We start from the raw sequence: 17,484 nt of genomic DNA, 5'->3' as shown, positions 1-17,484 counted from the left end.
TTCCAGTGGTTATTTTTCACTTGCTGATGTGCTTTCGCTTGATGAACTTGATTGAGAACTACTGGCACTGGATGAACTCGATGAAGCGGTTGACGTGCCAGCGTTAGCGTTGGTGCCCACATCATCATCGTCATTACCACCACCATTACCAGTCCCTGTGTTGCCAACACTCACGGTCACCTTAATGGTTTTTGGATCAGCCGCAGAAATACTGTCGTTGAGATCTGTTACGTTGAACGTCCGCGTTGTTGTCGAAGTGATGCCACTGATATCAACAGGAACGGTCAATTTACTCAACTTATCCAGACTTTGCTGGTCTCCATATACGGTAACCTGTTTTGTGTCTGACGACAAGGCGTACGTATGCCCGCTTGCCGCATTGCCGGTTTGCTTCAACTCAATATTTACTTTTTTACTGGGTTGGGAAATCGGTAACGTGACATGCACGGTTTGCGGTGATAGCACCACATTCATAGTATTGCCATTATCATCCAACGCTTGCAATAGCACTTCCTGGTCAACGGTCTTGCGGGTATTGTGCGCCAACGAAACATTGGCAACGACCTGGGCAATCGAGTCGATCACGGAGCGTGCACCCGTCACTTCAACGGTTCGCGCCGAAAGCTTAGGATCACCTGCTGCATAACCGGAAGCGATGCTGGCCTTATTATAGCGAACCTGAATCGGCATGGTCTTATTGTCCCGCACCTGGATGTCGACAGTCACTGATTTAGGCGAAATCGAGTAGCTCAAATCTTTGTTCAAACCTTCCGCCTTCAAATGAACGCGATGCTTGCCAACCCCTAAGTTGGTTAAATCAGCAACCACCCGAAAATTCTGGGTATTGGCAGTCATGGTCACTAAAGAAGCCGTTCCTGTCAGTGCAACCGATACTTTTGATGGGTACCCAGTGATGAAATACTTGTCGGTATTGGCGTTAACCTGCAACGGTACTTTCACGGTCTGAGTCTTGTTCGCTACCAGGGTTGTATCATCGTTGGCATTCTGCCGCGTGTTGTTGATACTCTCAACGTTGACATAAGCGAACAACCCGATCGCGAGAAGCAAGGCTAACAACCGATTAACCCATGGCTTATCCCATAAGCGATTCATTGCTTGCCCTCCTTCTTTTTGCGTTGACTAAAAAGCCGCGAAAAGAAACTGACAACCGGATTTGGATTGGGTGCCTCTTCTTTTGGTACTAACTGAGCCGTCAAGAACTTCATGTAATCCTCACGCGTCAGGTTACGAATCAAATTATTATTGTTCGTAATCGTGACTTCGCCGGTTTCCTCAGACACAACAATCGTCAAGGCATCGGTCACTTCACTGATCCCGACAGCTGCCCGATGACGGGTACCCAGTTCCTTGGGAATCAGGTTACTGTCTGACAACGGCAAATAAGCCGCGGCTACCGCAATCCGATTGTTCCGTATGATAACTGCCCCGTCATGCAACGGCGTGTTAGGAATAAAAATGTTGATTAACAACTCGCCACTGATATCCGCATCAAGTGGAATGCCAGTCTCGATATAATCTTCAAGGCCGGTATTTTTTTGAATGGTAATCAGAGCACCGATGCGGCGTTTGCTCATATACTGGATCGCCTTGTCCAGCTCCTTGACCATGCGCGTTTCGGCTTCATGTTGGTTATTGTTTGAGCGGAAAATCAACGATCCACGTCCAAGATGCTCTAGGCCGCGGCGGATTTCCGGTTGAAAAATAATGACCAGCGCCGGCACACTCCAGGTAATCACCAAATCCGTCAGGTACCCGACCGTTTTGAGTTGCAAAAACCAGGAAATGATCTTGATGGCCGCAATGACAAAAACACCTTTAAGCAGCTGCACGGCTTTGGTGCCGCGAACCAGCATGATCAACCGATAAATGACGTACCAGACGACGAGGATGTCAACCAGATTGATAAGAGTGGACCAAGTTAATAAATTTGCGAGATAGGTGCGCATCCGCGTTCCTCCATTGTGGTTTGAAATCAAACTTCTGAATAATTATACCACGAGATGCCTAAACGGCGGGCGCTGAACCGAATGAAGCGGTGCTGCGGCCTTGACCGCGAAAAAATAAGCTTGCTTTTTTGGTAAAAGTCATGATAATAGCAAGTGAGTGAGCACTCACTATATTCCAAAAGAAAGTGGCTAAAATATGTCAAGAGAACCCGTTGTCCAAGTGGCCTCCCTGCAGCAAGGTTACGGTCAAAAAATCGTCCTTAGTGACATTGATCTCACCTTAAATCGTGGACAGATTCTGGCTTTAATCGGTCCCAGTGGTGCCGGCAAAACGACCTTGATCCGAACTGTTATGGGTATGATACGTCCCCGATCCGGTCAGGTACTGGTCTTTAATCGGCCTGTCCCCAATCGCTTGCTGCTAGCGCGGATCGGATTCATGGCTCAGACTGACGCCCTTTACGAAAGCCTGACCGGCGCAGAAAATCTCACTTTTTTTGCCAAAATGCAAGGCGTCAAGCGGCCACAAATGGCTGAACAATTGCGCTACGCTGCGCATGTCGTTAACTTGCAATCAGCGCTTGATCAAAGCGTCAAAACTTATTCTGGCGGCATGAAGCGGCGTTTATCGCTTGCCATCGCGTTAATTAGCAAACCGCCGCTTCTGATTCTGGATGAACCGACCATCGGCATTGATCCTGAATTACGGCGCAAAATCTGGCAGGAATTACACAGATTAGCTAGCGATCAAGGCGTCACAATTATTCTAACGACCCATGTCATGGCCGATGCCGAAGAAGCCGATCTGCTCATGATGATCCGCAACGGAAAAGCCATCGCCCAAGGCACCCCTGACCAACTCAAAGCAACCTATCACACAGATTCGATCGAAGCGGTCTTTTTGGCCGCAGGGAGGCAGCAAGATGCGCGTTAATGCATTGATCAGTCGTATTTTCAAAGAAATGATTCGCGATAAACGGACACTGGCACTGATGTTCATTGCGCCGTTGTTTATCATGACGTTAATCTTTTTCCTTTTCCAATCCAACACAAATACAAAAGCCGACTTAGGAATACACGGTGTAGATACATCTGTGGTTCAGGCCTTGGATACGGATCGAATCCGGCTCCACCATGTCGGCAATGAAGATCCGACCATGCTTATCAAAGATCACGATTATGCTGGCATCCTGACCCAGAAAGGCGACAAACTGACACTATTACTCGCCAATGCCGATCAAGGGAAAAGTGCCCTCTTGAAACAGGGCTTACAGGCGGCAACCATCAAGCTTAAAATGCAGGCAGCTGCTACTACGATTAAAAATCAAGCAACCGCTTTACAAAAACTGGCATCAGCGTTACAACATTCCACGCGTGGAACTGCACAGGTAGCAGGGTCCCAACCGGCGTCAACTGCTACTCACTACCGAATCGCAACTCATTATCGTTACGGATCGGCTAATTCGACTTACTTTGACACCTTACTGCCGATTCTGATTGGCTTCATCGTTTTCTTCTTTGTTTTCTTGATTTCCGGCATCGCGCTATTACGTGAACGCACAACCGGAACGCTTGACCGATTGCTGGCAACTCCTGTGCGGCGAGGAGAAATTATTAGTGGCTATTTATTGGGCTATGGCATTTTTGCGGTGATTCAAACAATCTTGATTGTCGGCTATGCTTTGTTCGTCTTTAAAATCCAAATTCTCGGAAGCATTGCCGCAATTTTTCTAATCAACTTATTACTGGCAATCACGGCGCTTTCGCTTGGTTTACTGATTTCAACGTTTGCCAATACGGAATTTCAAATGTTACAGTTCATCCCATTGGTTGTCGTCCCGCAAATTTTCTTTACCGGGCTGATTCCTGTGAATCAAATGCTCGGCTGGTTGCAACCGATTGCCCGCTTAATGCCGCTTTATTACGGTGCCGATGCGTTAACCGGCATTATTGCAAAAGGCCAGTCATTAAGCGTGTTGTATCCGGACGTCATTGCCCTCCTAGGCTTCTTCTTACTATTCTTAAGCTTAAATCTTGTCACCATGCGGCATTATCGACAGGTTTAACCAAATCCAATTAAAGAAGGAAGTGAATGATCGTGCAGCCGCATAATCTGACGGATTTATTCTCCTCATCGCTTGCTGAAAGCCAGCTGTCAGCCAAGCAACAAGCGGTTTTGAAAGCGAGTCTGAGCCTTTTTTCGGAAAAAGGATTCGATCGTACCAGCACAAAAGATATCGCCCACCTGGCAGGCGTTAGCGAAGGAACGGTTTATAAGCAGTTCAAAACCAAAGAAGGCATCCGCCAAGCGTTACTCGCGCCCATGATCCAACAAGTTATCCCGAACGCATTCACTGAGTTCATTCATGAAATCGGCGAGCAACACCTACCTGATCTGCATACGTTTCTAACCTTCATCGTGCATAATCGCATGGCCTTTGCCATTGAGAATCAGGCGCAACTTCGGATACTGGCCGCCACTCTTTTGCAAGATGCGGCGCTAAGCCAGGCACTGGCGGAAAAGTTTCAAAAGCAATTCATAGACAAGGCCGTCCAACTGCTCGCCTTCTATCAGCAGGAAGGTGCACTTGTTAACTGGCCGCTGACTCGCATCCTTCGCTATCTTTTCGGTACCATTTTAAGTTACCTGCTGCCAGTTGTCTTGGGGATGCAATCTGATTTTGACCTTGAGACTGCGGTTTCCGAGGCCGTCGCATTTCTGGAACGCGGGTTACATGCCTGATAAAACCAGATATACCAGCTATAAATCGCTAAATTTTAATCACCCAAATTCAATAGTTTTGGGTGTTTTACAACCCACAGAACGTTAGAATGTATTTAAACGTTTTAAAAAAGGAGCCGTGCTTGAGTCATGAAAAGTGAAAAGGAGACGCGGCGCAAGTTTGCAACTGAATCGGTTGCGGATTTACTGAACGACTTGCACACAACGTCAACTGGATTAAGTCAAAAAGAAGCGGCTGCGCGTCTTGCCAAATATGGTGAAAACACGATTACCCGCGAAAAGCAAAAATCCCAGTTACTAGTCTTTCTTAAGAACTTTACCAGTGTCATGGCGATTCTACTCTGGGTGAGCGGGTTTGTTGCAATCCTATCCGGCACCCTTGAGCTAGGTATTGCCATCTGGCTGGTCAATGTTATTAATGGTATTTTCAGTTACTGGCAGGAACATGAAGCCCAAAAGGCAACGGACTCACTCATGAAAATGTTGCCGACTTATACGCAAGTCTACCGGGATGGCAAACTGCAACAAGTCAACGCTACCCAAATCGTGCCAGGCGACGTCTTCAATCTGCAAGCCGGCAATGCCGTACCGGTTGATGCCCGCCTGATTAAGGCCACTTCCGTCCAAGTCGACCAGAGTGCCCTCACCGGTGAATCCGTCCCCGAATCTAAAAAGGTTGACTACAACGCTGGCCAAGGCGAATTTGCTGAATCCAATCTTGTCTATGCCGGCACCACGGTTGGCGCCGGAACGGCAACGGCCATTGCTTTTGCAACCGGCATGAAAACCGAATTCGGGCGGATTGCCGCATTAACCCAACAACAAAAGCGGAGTCTAAGCCCGTTGCAATTAGAGCTTAATCGTCTCACAAAACAAATTTCGCTCATTGCCATCAGCTTAGGCGTTCTTTTCTTTGTGGCTGCCATCTTCTTCGTTCATTATCCGGTCGCTCAAAGCTTTATTTTCGCGTTAGGCATGATTGTCGCGTTCATCCCCGAAGGCCTACTGCCAACGGTGACGCTTTCGCTGGCTCAGGGCGTGCAGCGCATGGCCAAGAAACATGCCTTGCTCAAAGATTTAAACAGTGTTGAAACGTTAGGCGAAACGACCGTGATCTGCTCGGATAAAACCGGTACGCTGACCCAAAACCAGATGACAGTCGATCATATTTGGACCCGGTCACATACTTATACCGTGAGTGGCCAAGGCTATGTCAATAATGGCCATATTGAGTTAGACGGCAAACCGGTTCAATACGGCAGCGATCCTGACTTGGATCTGCTCATTCGTCTGGTTGCATTCAACAACGACACCGAAGTTGAACCAGCAAAAGGCCAAGCCCGACCGAAAATCCTTGGCACACCAACCGAAGCATCACTGGTGATCCTGGCGCAAAAATCCGGAATTGACGTGAATGCTTATACCAAAAAATACCCGCGGCTTAAAGAGCTCCCCTTCGACTCCGATCGTAAACGGATGACCACCATCCACCAGCACGATGATCACACGCTGTCCATCTGTACCAAAGGCTCTCTCAGCGATTTACTGCCGCACTGCGATACCATTCAGGAAAACGGCAAAGTCCGGCCTTTAACCGCAGCAGACAAGGAAGCAATCGATGCTGCCAACCGCAAGTATGCTTCTCTAGGCCTTCGCTCAATTGCGACTGCTTATCGTGAAGTTCCTCAAGAAGCCGATAAACAAAGTCAGCTCGACAACCTCACGATTGAGACGGCCGAAACCAAGCTTACCTTTGTCGGCTTGGCCATCATGTCCGATCCACCGCGTCCGGAAATTTACGATGCCATCGAGAAATGCCATCGGGCCAGCATCAAAATCATCATGGTGACCGGTGACTCCTCGTTAACTGCGAAGTCTATTGCCGTTAAAATTGGTTTGACGTCCGACAAAGCGCGTGTCGTCACCGGCAGTGAACTCGATGCCATGAGCCAAGACGAGCTCAAGCAGGCACTGGCAGGCGAAATTATTTTTGCCCGGGTGGCGCCTGAACAAAAATATAAGATTGTTTCTACCTTACAGGCCATGGGTGAAATCGTCGCATCCACCGGTGATGGCGTAAATGATGCGCCCGCTTTGAAGAAAGCGGATATTGGCGTTGCCATGGGTGTCACTGGAACCGACGTCGCCAAAGACGCGGCCGACATGATTCTTACCGACGACAACTTTGCCTCTATTGTTGCCGCCATCGAAGAAGGCCGCACCGTTTACAGCAACATTCAAAAGTTCTTGGTTTACATTTTGAACTCCAACCTGCCAGAAGCGGTACCATCTGCCCTCTTCCTCTTCTCGCGCGGTGCCATCCCGTTACCGTTGACTGTCATGCAAATCCTGACAGTCGACCTCGGAACAGACATGATGCCGGCACTGGGATTAGGATCCGAAAAAGCCGAGCCTGGCATTATGGATAAACCGCCACGCGCACGTGATGCTCACCTTATGAACCGCACTGTTTTATGGAAGGCGTTTGCCTGGTATGGCTTAATTGCATCTATCATTTCCAGCGGCGCTTACTTCTTCGTCAACCATCTAAACGGCTGGCCGTTACGCGGCCTGGCAACCAGCGGCTCAACCTACGTCATGGCCACGACCATGACCCTTGCCGCGATCATCTTCTGCCAGATCGCTGCCGCTATGAACTGCCGCACCGAAAATGCTTCGGTCTTTAAAGTCGGCTTGTTCACCAATCACTTGGTCTGGTTCGGTATTGGCTTTGAAATCTTTCTGTTAGCATTGCTTAGCTACACGCCATTCTTACAGAACTTGTTCCACACCGGACCGTTAGCACTCACCGACTGGCTTTTCCTGGCAATCATTCCAATTCCCCTCTTCCTAATCGAAGAAGGCCGCAAATGGCTTAATCGCCGGCGTTTATCGCGTGAAAAAGTCACGGCTACCGCGCGTGCGTCAAGCGCTACTCGTTAACGACCCGTGTGTTGTAAATCAATTAAAAAAGGTCCAGAAGACATGTGTTACATATGCCTTTTGGACCTTTTCTAGTTGGTCATTGTTTGTAAGCCTTTAATGACTCTATGTGTTCTCATTGCCTCACCAACCGGATTAACGGAACAGACCAGCTACAGTATCACCACTTTTTAAAAACCGTGACCGTCTCACCTAGTGCGCAGAGCCCAAAGGCCAGCATGATGATGATATAAGGTCGGTTCACTTTAATTGCCAAAGCTGCTAATAGCAGACAAACCACTGCCAACCACAAACTCAGACAACAAATGATATCGAGCCACAAACCTTCGTTGTGCCGACTATGTTTTCTCATTTGGGTCACCTCATATACAATCTATCATACCTGATTGAGCTGCCTAGGACTACTGTATGCTTTCTTTCAATCTGTCTGGTTAAGATGACTTGACACCATTTTGGAGGCTTAATGGTTGCGGCTTGTTTGATACTATAAAAACTATCATAAATTCAAAACAAAAAATCCGCACCGGTCAGGGACTCTTTCCCGTCTGATGCGGATAGTTTTAGATACGAGTTCTCAACGGCGGTACATCTTAAATTCTAAGAATAAATCATTGTAGAGCCCAACTTTCGCCGGCGGAAGGTCTGAATAGATCTCCAAATGCTTCATGGTCTCGTCATCTGGATAAAACTGCCGATCATTTTGGACGCTTTTTGGCAGCAGTTTTTTGGCTGCGGCGTTTGGCGTCGCATAGCCGACATATTCAGCATTTTGAGCGGCGTTTTTGGGCTCCATCATGAAGTTTAGAAAGGCGTATATGGCTTTGAAATGTTTGGCGGTTTTTGGAATGACTAGGTTGTCAAACCAGAGATTGCTGCCTTCTCGCGGAACGACATAGTGCAGGTGTTTATTGTTGGCCAGCATTTCACTGGCTTCACCTGACCAGTCGACAGCGATTTTAGCTTCGTTTTCAGCCATATACATTTTGATTTCATCGGCGACAACGGCTTTGACGTTGGGCGACAATTGATCGAGTTTGGCTTTGGCCACTGCCAGCGTCTGCGGATTGGTTTCGTTAACTGACTGGCCCATTGAGATCAAAGCCGGCGCGAAAACATCACGCGCTGAGTCGATGAGCATGATCGAATCTTTGAACTTAGGATTCCATAATTGATTCCAGTGTTGAACTTCACTGGCTTTGACGAACTTGTCATTATAGATGATCCCCAGTGTCCCCCAGAAATAGGGAATGCTGTACTTATTGCCTGGATCGAATTCTTTGTTAATCAAGCGCGGATCCATATTCTGCATCCCGTTTAATTTACTTTTATCGAGCGGCAATAGCAGATTAGCCTTTTTCATTTTCTCAATCATATAATCCGACGGGACAGTCAAATCGTAGCTGGTGCCGCCTTGCTGGATTTTGGTAAACATGGCTTCATTGGAATCGAATGTTTCCTGATTCACGTGATAGCCGGTTTGCTTTTCAAATTTGCTGATTAATGCAGGGTCAATATAATCGCCCCAGTTGAAAAGATTCAGCGTGTTGTCGCCGGTATTGCCTTGCGACTTTTGCAGGTCCTGACTCCAAACTGCTAATCCCAGGCAGACTGCTAGGATGGCGACCGCAATACTAATGAGTCGTTTCATTGATCAACGCCTCGCTTTCTCGCTTGTGTTTGGCTCGGCGGCTCTGGCCCGCCCGTTGCAGGAAGTAGTAACCGACAACTAGCAGTAAGGCAAAGACGAACATGACGCCGGATAATGCATTGATTTCCAAGCTGATACCTTGGCGGGCGCGAGCGTAAATCTCGACAGCCAACGTTTCAAACCCATTGCCAGTCACGAAGAAGGTCACCGCAAAGTCATCCAGCGAGTACGTAAATGCCATGAAGAATCCCGAGAAAATGCCAGGCGTGATGTAAGGCACGATTACGCGCGTCAGCACCTGATAGTTGGAAGCGCCCAGATCGCGCGCAGCATCCAGCAAGGAGTGACTCATTTCCTGCAGACGCGGCAGGATCATCAGCACCACAATCGGAATCGAAAAGGCAATGTGACTCATCAGCACCGACCAGAATCCCAGCGGAACCTTTAACGCCGTGTAAAAAATCAGAAAGCTGGCACCGATAATAACATCCGGACTTACCATCAAAATGTTATTGAGTGACAGGACCGTATTTTTCATCACGGGACGGCTGGTCCGATCAATGGCCAGCGCGCCCAATGCGCCGATAATTGTTGCAATTAAGCTCGACAGCAACGCCACCAGCAACGTATCCAGAACAATCTGAATCATTCGCGTATCCGCAAATAGCTCAGCGTAATGTTTCCAGGTGAAACCGGAGAAATTACTCATCCGGTCACCAGTCGAAAACGAATAGATCACGAGATAAAAAATCGGCACATATAGACAGATGAACACGAAAATCAGATAAAGGTTGGACCATTTAAACTTACGCTTCATGACGGCGCACCCCCCTTCTTCTTTCGTTCACCGGTCAGGAACATGATGATAAACATGGCAACAATCAAGACCACGCCGATCGTTGAACCCATGCCCCAGTTCATTGTCGTCAAAAAATGCTCTTCAATGGCGGTCCCAAGGGTGATGACCCGATTCCCGCCAATTAACCGGGTTAACATGAACAGACTTAAACTGGGAATGAAAACCGCCTGAACCCCTGATTTGACCCCTGAAATCGTCAACGGCCAAATCACTTTGGTAAACGTCTGCCAGCCTTTTGCCCCCAGATCTTGCGAGGCATTCACCAGATTTTCCGGCAGCTCTTCAATCGCATTGAAAATCGGCAGAATCATGAACGGAATTTCGATGTAGGCAGCAACAAAAATAAAGCTGAAATCAGTAAAGAGAAATTGTTGCGGCGCAATCCCAAACATTCCTAAGAAACTGTTGACCCCGCCGTCCTGGCTGAAGATGCCGATGAACGCATACGCTTTTAGCAACAAGTTGATCCACGTTGGTAAAATGATCAGCAATAGCCACAATTGCTTATGCTTGGCATAATGCAGCAGATACGCAGTCGGATAACTGATCAGTAACGTGGCAAAGGTGATCAAAAAAGCATACCAAACCGAATTAATCGTCATCATAATATAAGTGCCGGATTTAAAATAAGTTTGGTAATTCGCCAAGGTAAAATGGCCGCTGATATCAAAAAAGCTTTGATAAACGATCAATACCATCGGCGCGATGACAAATAGTGCGAGCCACATCACATAAGGCGTGTAAAATGCAACATTCGTGGTGGATTTTTTCACGATGACCCTCCTCAGATTCAAAATCTAATGGTGCCTGCCAAGTGTTGGTTTTTCCAGACTACAAACGCCGACAGAACACCGATCCCCCTACCACGGATCAGTCGCCTTCATAGGTTTCCAGCCGTGCGTCGAATTCTTCTTCGGATTCGTTCAACCGCATGACGTGAATATCTTCAGGATCAAAGGTTAATCCGACTGTTTCCCCGTCTTTTGCCGGATTTGTCGAGTGAATCAACCATTCGTTTTTCAGTTGATCGTACGCGACAATTTCGTAATAATCGCCGCGAAACAGTTGGGTATCAACTTCGACATTCACTTTGCCGGCGTCGGCTGCCGTAATGTCCAAATCTTCCGGGCGCAGGACAACTTCAACGGGTTCATTTGGCCGCATGCCGGCGTCGGCGCATTCAAACTGTTTGCCATTGAATTCAACCAGGAAGTCCTTAATCATATGGCCAGGGATGATATTACTTTCGCCAATAAAGTCCGCAACAAAGTGATTGACCGGTTCATCGTAAATATCCACCGGTGTTCCACTCTGCTGAACCTGGCCATCGTTCATGACAAAAATTTCATCCGACAATGCCAGCGCTTCTTCTTGATCATGGGTCACAAACAAAAAGGTAATCCCCAATCGTTCCTGCAATTCGCGCAGTTCGTACTGCATATCCTTACGCAGCTTGGCATCAAGTGCTGACAATGGTTCGTCCAAAAGCAACACTTGCGGCTCAAGGACAATTGCCCGGGCAATGGCGACGCGTTGCTGTTGGCCGCCCGATAGCTCAGAAATCTCCCGGTCGGCATAACCTTGCAGCCGAACCATTTTAAGCGCATCCGTCACTTTAGTCTGAATCGTTTCTTTGCTCATGCGATGCAACCGCAATCCGAACGCAACATTGTCAAAAACGTTAAGGTGCGGAAACAATGCATAATCCTGAAAAACGGTATTCACCTTGCGTTGGTTTGCCGGGACATCGTTTATTTTTTTGCCATCAAAAAGAACTTCGCCTTCCGAGACATCCAAAAATCCGGCAATGGCGCGCAAAATCGTTGTTTTACCGGAGCCAGACGGGCCAAGCAGCGTATAAAACTTTCCTTGTTCGATTTCGATATTGACATCTTTTAATACTTGCGTGTCGCCATAACGCTTGCCGACATGCTTCAGTTCCACAATAATGTTGCTCAATGACCCCAACTCCTTATAAATAAGATGCTGTCGCAACCAGCAGGCACTTGCTGCGACCCGTTGCTGCGTTGACAAGTTGATGTTGTTTCGTTGCGTGAAAATAAATGGTTTCACCTTTTTTGGCAACATATGCCTGATCGCCCAACAGCAGTTTTACTTTGCCGCTGACAACGTAAACAAAGGTCTCAGCCGGAGATGGTTCAAACGTTTTAAAAATGCCATCCGGGGCAAAATCAATCATCACCGGCTCCATCTCATTCTCGTTACTTTCCGGCACCAACCACTTCAGTTGATAGCCTTTGTCTTCATCCAGATAAGTGACCTGGTCTTCTTCGTGGTAAACCAGCGAATCAACCGGCTCTTCCCGGAAAAAGTCTGCCGGAGACTCGCCTAGAACGCTCAGAATATCAAAGAAGGTCTCGAGTGACGGAGAACTCTGGTCATGTTCAACCTGCGAAATATACCCTTTCGATAAATCTGTCCGTTCGCCAAGTTCTTCCTGCGTCAGGTTTTTTCGAATGCGCAGATCACGAATTTTACTGCCAATATCCATGGCACACCGCCTTTTTAGGTTTCGTTAAACTAAACTTCAAGTTTACTGACTCTGCCTATTATACAAATGTCATGCATCAACGCAAGCTTTTATAACTGAGATGGGCAAAAATATTTTTTCATGCAAGACTACGTGTCTGAAAATTTAATAAATACCGCCACAAATCGTTAGCAGCACAAAAAAATGGCGGCATCACATTTTCCCTTGGGAAAACATGATGTCGCCATTCGTTTCTTAACCAAGAATCACACCAATCTTGTCAGTCTTCTAGAATCAAACTTCTTCTAAAGACGTCAGAGTCGCCGCATTTTCGGTAAAGTTGACATTTTGATTCAGCCGCTGGGCCATCGTCATGGTGATGTAGCCTTTTTCCATCAAATCATGGATAGCTGTTCGTTCTGCGGCAAACGCGATGGCGCGCAACCGACTTAGCTCATGTTCGTACTGGGTGGATTTATGCGTATTCAACGCCTTGACCGAGGCGATGCGATTGCGGTACTGGACAATCAATGAATAAATCACCTGGCGATTGTAATGGTGAGCCTTGTTTTCTTTTTGCCGGAGAAATTTCGACAAGTACTTCAACCCGCCTTTTGCCGTTTCTTTTTCAATGAACAATTTCTCGTTAAAGAAGCGATGCGAGCGGTTTTGCTCACTGGCCACGGTGTACCAGAAGTGTGATAGTCGCAACGCGGAACGGTCAAAAAGCATGCGCAGCGTCGGCCGACCCGATCGTTTGGCCATGGAGTCCAGATCATCCATTCGGTGCTTTAATCGCTTGCGTGCTTTGGCATAACTCTTCGACATGATTTTGTTTTCCCGCCACAAATCGTCCAATGCATATAATTCGCCTTGAACACCGACTTTGCGCAAGTCGAGTTCATCTTGAACCAACGGCGGAATTGCTGCACCGGTATCCTCGGCTAATTCAAGGCGACGGATCAGGTTTTGGTATTCCGCAATGAGATCCAACGCCGCTTTTTGATTCGATTCCCGACGCTCTGATTCAACGCGGCGGACCGCCATCTGGTATACAAACATCTGCGCCTGGCTCAGGGAAATAATCCGTACATCATTCGTGTGATCTTCGTCAGACTCAGTGTCATCATCGGTTGCTGCAATGGTAGAACCACGCGTTTGCAAAGGTGCGACTGACCGAGTCACGATTGGCAAGGCCACAATCGCCACAATCAGGCTCAACACCACGACACCTGCCGCAATAAACAGCATCAGGCTCCGTTCCGGAAACGGATCCCCGTTGGCCAGAGCAGCGGGTACCGCGAATACCCCGACCAACGTAATGGCACCGCGAACGCCTGAAATACCGCTTAACAATGCCGCGCGCCATGAAGGCTGGTTGCCTTTTGAACGGACCGTCAGCAACATGTAACCATAAATCCATAAGGTCCGTAAAATCAGGATACCCAGATAGACCAAAACGACAAAGCCGAGTGCCTGCAACGTGCTGACTTCATGATCGGCAATCGTATCGCGCATCGCCACCGGCAGTTCAATGCCTAAAATCAGGAAAATAATCCCATTAAGCGTATAAACAATTAAATCCCAAGTCCGTTCCGACACGATTCTTAATTCCGGTAACGCAGTCACATACCGATTATGTTGCGTATTACTCAGCAACCCGGCTACGACGACGGCGATAACGCCGGAAGCATGCATGAACTCGTCAACAATCAGATAAATAAAAAATGGCGTTAACACCTGCAAAATGGTATGCAGAATCACATCATTGATCCCTTGTTGCAGCAACCAGTTCCGGCTTAAGTTAATCAGTCCGATTAAAACAAGTCCGGCCAATGCGCCAACTAACGCAACATAGAAAAAATCCTGAACGGCGTGACCAAACGCAAACGTCCCGGTCAGTGTTGCGGCAATGCCATATTTGAATCCGATCAAGCCGCTGGCATCATTGATCAGGCTTTCACCGCTGACCAAGTGCAAAACCCCACTCGGCAGATGGGTCCGCTTGGCCAGGCTCTGAACCGCAATCGGATCAGTCGGGCTGAGAATCGCGGCCAAGGCAAAACTTGCAGGCAGCGGCAATGGTGGGATCAGAAAATGAATCAAGTAACCGCCAACCAGCATCGTTGCAAAAACCAGAAAAATCGCATTTCCGATGATCGGACCGCGCAATTCCCACAACTCCCGCCGTGGAAAATGCCGTCCATCGTAATACAACAGCGGCGCAATGAACAAGAGCATGAACCAGTCCGTCGCTAAATTAATCGTTAAATGAAAAAACAAAGCCGCGCCGAGTCCCAGCGCGACTTGAATCAAAGATACCGGGACAGCGACAATGTAGTGGCTGAGCACGTTTGACACGATGACCAGCGCCATCAAAAACAAGACGGCTTCGACTAAATGCATTGTGGGGCCCCTTTCTTTTATTTTGAATGTAGGCTACGACTGCAAGGGTTCGCCAATGATGCGGACTTCAGTTTCCAAATCGACACCAAATTTGGCTTTAACCGTTTTCTGGATCAGGTGGATCATATCCAGATAGTCAGTGGCAGTTGCGTCACCTAAATTGATGATAAAGCCTGCATGCTTCATTGAAACCTGCGCACCACCAATAATGTGGCCTTGCAGTCCGGCCTTTTGAATCATCGGACCAACAAAATGATGCGGCGGCCGCTTAAAGACTGAACCGCAAGACGGATATTCCAATGGCTGTTTAGCCGCCCGTCTTGCATTCAGTTCGTCCATTTTGGCGCGAATTGCCGGTTTATCGCCGGGTTTCAGAGAAAAGGTAACGCTTAAGACAACATCGCCGGTATCCTGAACAATACTATGGCGATACCAGAACTTCAATTCGCGATGGTTATAGGTTTTGAATTCACCTGCGCGTGTCAACACATGGGCGCTGCTGATGACATTGCAGACTTCACCGCCGTATGCCCCAGCATTCATGAAAAGTGCGCCGCCGACACTACCTGGAATCCCGGCCGCGAACTCAAGACCGGTCAATCCGGCGCGATACGCAGCTTCGGTCGTGTCAATGAGGCGTGCGCCAGCCTGAGCCGTTACGGTGTTATCTGTCACCGTAATCTCGTTCATGGCCGTCAAAATCAAGACCAGTCCACGGATACCGCCATCGCGCACAATTAAATTACTTGCGTTTCCAATGACCGTTAAAGGCAAATGCTGTTCCCGCGCCGATTCAACCAGAGTCCGGACCTCGGCGACGTTTTTAGGAAAAGCCAGTAAATCGGCTGGCCCACCGGTTTTTGTAAACGTATAATGGCTTAACGGTTCATCATGCATAATGGTGATCCCTTCAAGCATCCGTGGTGCATCTACCACAACATCAGGTCCTTTCAAAAAGACTACTTATATATTTTAGCAGAATTTGACGCTTGTGAACACTTACCTCTCCGTGCGTTTGTTAGAAAAGTCTAGTAGAATAAAAGAGCAATGTAGCGATAGGAGTGAACGTTTTGAAATTAATTTCATGGAACGTGAATGGCTTACGGGCCGTCTTAAAAAAAGATTTTATGACCATTTTTAATGAACTGGATGCTGATTGGTTTTGTCTTCAAGAAACCAAAATGCAGGAAGGCCAAGTGACGCTTGACCTTCCTGGCTACTATCAGTATTTTAATTACGCGGAACGCAAAGGTTATTCAGGTACCGCGATTTTTACGAAACACAAACCGCTCAATGTGTCTTATGGGATGGGCATTCCCGAGCATGATAAGGAAGGCCGCATCATTACGCTTGAATATCCCAAGTTTTACTTGATGACGGTTTACACTCCCAACTCTGGCGGCGAGCTTAAGCGACTTGATTATCGCCAACAGTGGGATAAGGATTTTCGCGACTATACTAACCAATTGGCGGCAAAAAAGCCCCTTGTTTATTGTGGCGACTTAAACGTTGCCCATGAGCCGATCGACCTTAAGAATGATAAGACCAATCACCATAACGCTGGGTTCACCGATGAGGAACGTGCCGATTTCACCGAGCAACTTAATAGCGGCTTTATCGACACTTTCCGCCATCTGTATCCCGACACTGTCATTTATTCTTGGTGGAGTTATCGGTTCCACGCGCGCGCCAATAATGCCGGGTGGCGGATTGACTACTTTGTCGCCAGTTCAAACTTTCAGCCATATGTCAAAGATGCCAAAATTCTCACCGATATCATGGGCAGTGATCACTGCCCGGTTGAACTCACCACGCAAGATTTACTATAGGAGCCTTAAACAATGGACTTTATTGCCATGGACTTTGAAACTGCCAACCGCAAACGCGCCTCGGCCTGTTCGCTTGCCTTAGTGGTCGTGCAGCAAAATCGGGTTGTTGATAGTTTCTACACGCTCATCAACCCGCAGATGCGCTTTGATCCGCAAAATATTCGCATTCACGGGATCACACCGGATATGGTTCAAAACCAGCCGACGTTTGATCAGGTTTGGCCGCATATCCAGATGTTCTATACCCCGGGTCGCATCGTCACAGCCCACAATGCCCCGTTCGATGTGTCGGTGTTGCGTCTGACACTTGACCGGTATGGCATTGCGGCACCGCGCTATCAAGTAATCGATACTGTTCGAACATCACGACAATTTTTACCGAAGCTGCCGAATCATCGGTTGGATACGGTCAGTGCCGCGTTAAAAATTCCGCTGGAACATCACCACAACGCGTTGGCAGATAGTTATGCCTGCGCACGAATTCTCATTGCCGAGAACGAACATTTTGGCGAAGCCCGAACGAAAGCTATGATGAAACTGGCTAAGGCTGGTTGATGAATAGGCCAAAATCTGAATGAAGATCATAATTTTTAGCCGA

At 47.8% G+C, this 17,484-nt stretch carries 16 protein-coding genes; 6 read left to right on the top strand and 10 right to left on the bottom strand.

What is annotated here, in order from left to right; genetic code table 11:
• Positions 1–9: 9 nt before the first annotated feature.
• Both LACSTY_RS04790 and cdaA read right to left on the bottom strand, forming a co-directional pair.
• Entirely contained in the window at positions 10–1,113 is a 1,104-nt protein-coding gene (locus LACSTY_RS04790; RefSeq protein WP_087911869.1) for a CdaR family protein, read from the bottom strand.
• Positions 1,110–1,967 (bottom strand): diadenylate cyclase CdaA, encoded by an 858-nt coding sequence (cdaA, locus tag LACSTY_RS04785; RefSeq protein ID WP_010489262.1) that lies wholly within the window; start codon positions 1,965–1,967, stop codon positions 1,110–1,112. The genes LACSTY_RS04790 and cdaA overlap by 4 nt, the downstream gene beginning before the upstream one ends.
• Positions 1,968–2,163: 196 nt before the next feature.
• On the opposite strand from cdaA, the gene LACSTY_RS04780 reads away from it, so the two are divergent.
• From LACSTY_RS04780 to LACSTY_RS04765, 4 genes are all read left to right on the top strand, one after another.
• On the top strand, positions 2,164–2,901 hold the full coding sequence (locus tag LACSTY_RS04780) for an ABC transporter ATP-binding protein (protein ID WP_087911868.1): 738 nt from the start codon (positions 2,164–2,166) through the stop codon (positions 2,899–2,901).
• The gene (locus LACSTY_RS04775) at positions 2,891–4,033 is read left to right on the top strand and encodes an ABC transporter permease (protein ID WP_087911867.1); all 1,143 of its coding nucleotides are present in this window, start codon (positions 2,891–2,893) and stop codon (positions 4,031–4,033) included. Before LACSTY_RS04780 ends, LACSTY_RS04775 begins: the two co-directional genes overlap by 11 nt.
• A 26-nt stretch (positions 4,034–4,059) precedes the next feature.
• Positions 4,060–4,710, top strand: a complete 651-nt coding sequence (locus LACSTY_RS04770; RefSeq protein ID WP_087911866.1) for a TetR/AcrR family transcriptional regulator — start codon at positions 4,060–4,062, stop codon at positions 4,708–4,710.
• 129 nt (positions 4,711–4,839) lie between these two features.
• Positions 4,840–7,653 (top strand): cation-translocating P-type ATPase, encoded by a 2,814-nt coding sequence (locus tag LACSTY_RS04765; RefSeq protein WP_087911865.1) that lies wholly within the window; start codon positions 4,840–4,842, stop codon positions 7,651–7,653.
• Between the two features lie 160 nt (positions 7,654–7,813).
• On the opposite strand, the gene LACSTY_RS14730 is transcribed toward LACSTY_RS04765, so the two are convergent.
• The 8 genes from LACSTY_RS14730 to murB all read right to left on the bottom strand — a co-directional run bounded on the left by LACSTY_RS14730 (position 7,814) and on the right by murB (position 15,993).
• Entirely contained in the window at positions 7,814–8,005 is a 192-nt protein-coding gene (locus LACSTY_RS14730; RefSeq protein WP_010489269.1) for a hypothetical protein, read from the bottom strand.
• A gap of 222 nt (positions 8,006–8,227) precedes the next feature.
• The gene (locus LACSTY_RS04760) at positions 8,228–9,301 is read right to left on the bottom strand and encodes an ABC transporter substrate-binding protein (protein ID WP_087911864.1); all 1,074 of its coding nucleotides are present in this window, start codon (positions 9,299–9,301) and stop codon (positions 8,228–8,230) included.
• Positions 9,285–10,118 carry an ABC transporter permease gene (locus LACSTY_RS04755; protein WP_010489273.1) on the bottom strand — a complete coding sequence of 278 codons (834 nt, stop codon included), beginning with the start codon at positions 10,116–10,118 and terminating at the stop codon, positions 9,285–9,287. The genes LACSTY_RS04760 and LACSTY_RS04755 overlap by 17 nt, the downstream gene beginning before the upstream one ends.
• Entirely contained in the window at positions 10,115–10,888 is a 774-nt protein-coding gene (locus LACSTY_RS04750; RefSeq protein WP_151466835.1) for an ABC transporter permease, read from the bottom strand. The genes LACSTY_RS04755 and LACSTY_RS04750 overlap by 4 nt, the downstream gene beginning before the upstream one ends.
• A gap of 142 nt (positions 10,889–11,030) precedes the next feature.
• Positions 11,031–12,119: an ABC transporter ATP-binding protein gene (locus LACSTY_RS04745; RefSeq protein WP_010489277.1), complete on the bottom strand. Its 1,089-nt coding sequence runs from the start codon at positions 12,117–12,119 to the stop codon at positions 11,031–11,033.
• A 13-nt stretch (positions 12,120–12,132) separates the two neighbouring features.
• Positions 12,133–12,672: a helix-turn-helix domain-containing protein gene (locus tag LACSTY_RS04740; RefSeq protein ID WP_010489279.1), complete on the bottom strand. Its 540-nt coding sequence runs from the start codon at positions 12,670–12,672 to the stop codon at positions 12,133–12,135.
• A 273-nt stretch (positions 12,673–12,945) separates the two neighbouring features.
• The gene (locus LACSTY_RS04735; RefSeq protein WP_087911862.1) at positions 12,946–15,057 is read right to left on the bottom strand and encodes a cation:proton antiporter; all 2,112 of its coding nucleotides are present in this window, start codon (positions 15,055–15,057) and stop codon (positions 12,946–12,948) included.
• A gap of 33 nt (positions 15,058–15,090) precedes the next feature.
• Positions 15,091–15,993, bottom strand: a complete 903-nt coding sequence (murB, locus tag LACSTY_RS04730; protein WP_172493414.1) for a UDP-N-acetylmuramate dehydrogenase — start codon at positions 15,991–15,993, stop codon at positions 15,091–15,093.
• A gap of 134 nt (positions 15,994–16,127) precedes the next feature.
• Here murB and LACSTY_RS04725 point away from each other — a divergent pair, with 134 nt between their 5' ends.
• Positions 16,128–16,886 (top strand): exodeoxyribonuclease III, encoded by a 759-nt coding sequence (locus LACSTY_RS04725; protein WP_087911861.1) that lies wholly within the window; start codon positions 16,128–16,130, stop codon positions 16,884–16,886.
• A 12-nt stretch (positions 16,887–16,898) separates the two neighbouring features.
• Positions 16,899–17,441: a 3'-5' exonuclease gene (locus LACSTY_RS04720; protein WP_047105830.1), complete on the top strand. Its 543-nt coding sequence runs from the start codon at positions 16,899–16,901 to the stop codon at positions 17,439–17,441.
• Positions 17,442–17,484: the final 43 nt, after the last annotated feature.

Source organism: Lacticaseibacillus styriensis (assembly GCF_030770295.1).
Taxonomy (GTDB): domain Bacteria; phylum Bacillota; class Bacilli; order Lactobacillales; family Lactobacillaceae; genus Lacticaseibacillus; species Lacticaseibacillus casei.
Note: the sequence above shows the minus strand (reverse complement) of the source record. Positions and strands in the feature narration are given on the sequence as shown.

What these genes read in the sequence shown, in the direction of transcription:
- LACSTY_RS14730 (WP_010489269.1), bottom strand. Translation starts at nt 8,005, where the DNA reads ATGAGAAAACATAGTCGGCACAACGAAGGTTTGTGGCTCGATATCATT.
- LACSTY_RS04750 (WP_151466835.1), bottom strand. Translation starts at nt 10,888, where the DNA reads ATGTGGCTCGCACTATTTGTCATCGCGCCGATGGTATTGATCGTTTAT.
- LACSTY_RS04755 (WP_010489273.1), bottom strand. Translation starts at nt 10,118, where the DNA reads ATGAAGCGTAAGTTTAAATGGTCCAACCTTTATCTGATTTTCGTGTTC.
- LACSTY_RS04720 (WP_047105830.1), top strand. Translation starts at nt 16,899, where the DNA reads ATGGACTTTATTGCCATGGACTTTGAAACTGCCAACCGCAAACGCGCC.
- LACSTY_RS04735 (WP_087911862.1), bottom strand. Translation starts at nt 15,057, where the DNA reads ATGCATTTAGTCGAAGCCGTCTTGTTTTTGATGGCGCTGGTCATCGTG.
- LACSTY_RS04780 (WP_087911868.1), top strand. Translation starts at nt 2,164, where the DNA reads ATGTCAAGAGAACCCGTTGTCCAAGTGGCCTCCCTGCAGCAAGGTTAC.
- LACSTY_RS04775 (WP_087911867.1), top strand. Translation starts at nt 2,891, where the DNA reads ATGCGCGTTAATGCATTGATCAGTCGTATTTTCAAAGAAATGATTCGC.
- LACSTY_RS04765 (WP_087911865.1), top strand. Translation starts at nt 4,840, where the DNA reads ATGAAAAGTGAAAAGGAGACGCGGCGCAAGTTTGCAACTGAATCGGTT.
- LACSTY_RS04790 (WP_087911869.1), bottom strand. Translation starts at nt 1,113, where the DNA reads ATGAATCGCTTATGGGATAAGCCATGGGTTAATCGGTTGTTAGCCTTG.
- LACSTY_RS04760 (WP_087911864.1), bottom strand. Translation starts at nt 9,301, where the DNA reads ATGAAACGACTCATTAGTATTGCGGTCGCCATCCTAGCAGTCTGCCTG.
- cdaA (WP_010489262.1), bottom strand. Translation starts at nt 1,967, where the DNA reads ATGCGCACCTATCTCGCAAATTTATTAACTTGGTCCACTCTTATCAAT.
- LACSTY_RS04740 (WP_010489279.1), bottom strand. Translation starts at nt 12,672, where the DNA reads ATGGATATTGGCAGTAAAATTCGTGATCTGCGCATTCGAAAAAACCTG.
- LACSTY_RS04770 (WP_087911866.1), top strand. Translation starts at nt 4,060, where the DNA reads ATGATCGTGCAGCCGCATAATCTGACGGATTTATTCTCCTCATCGCTT.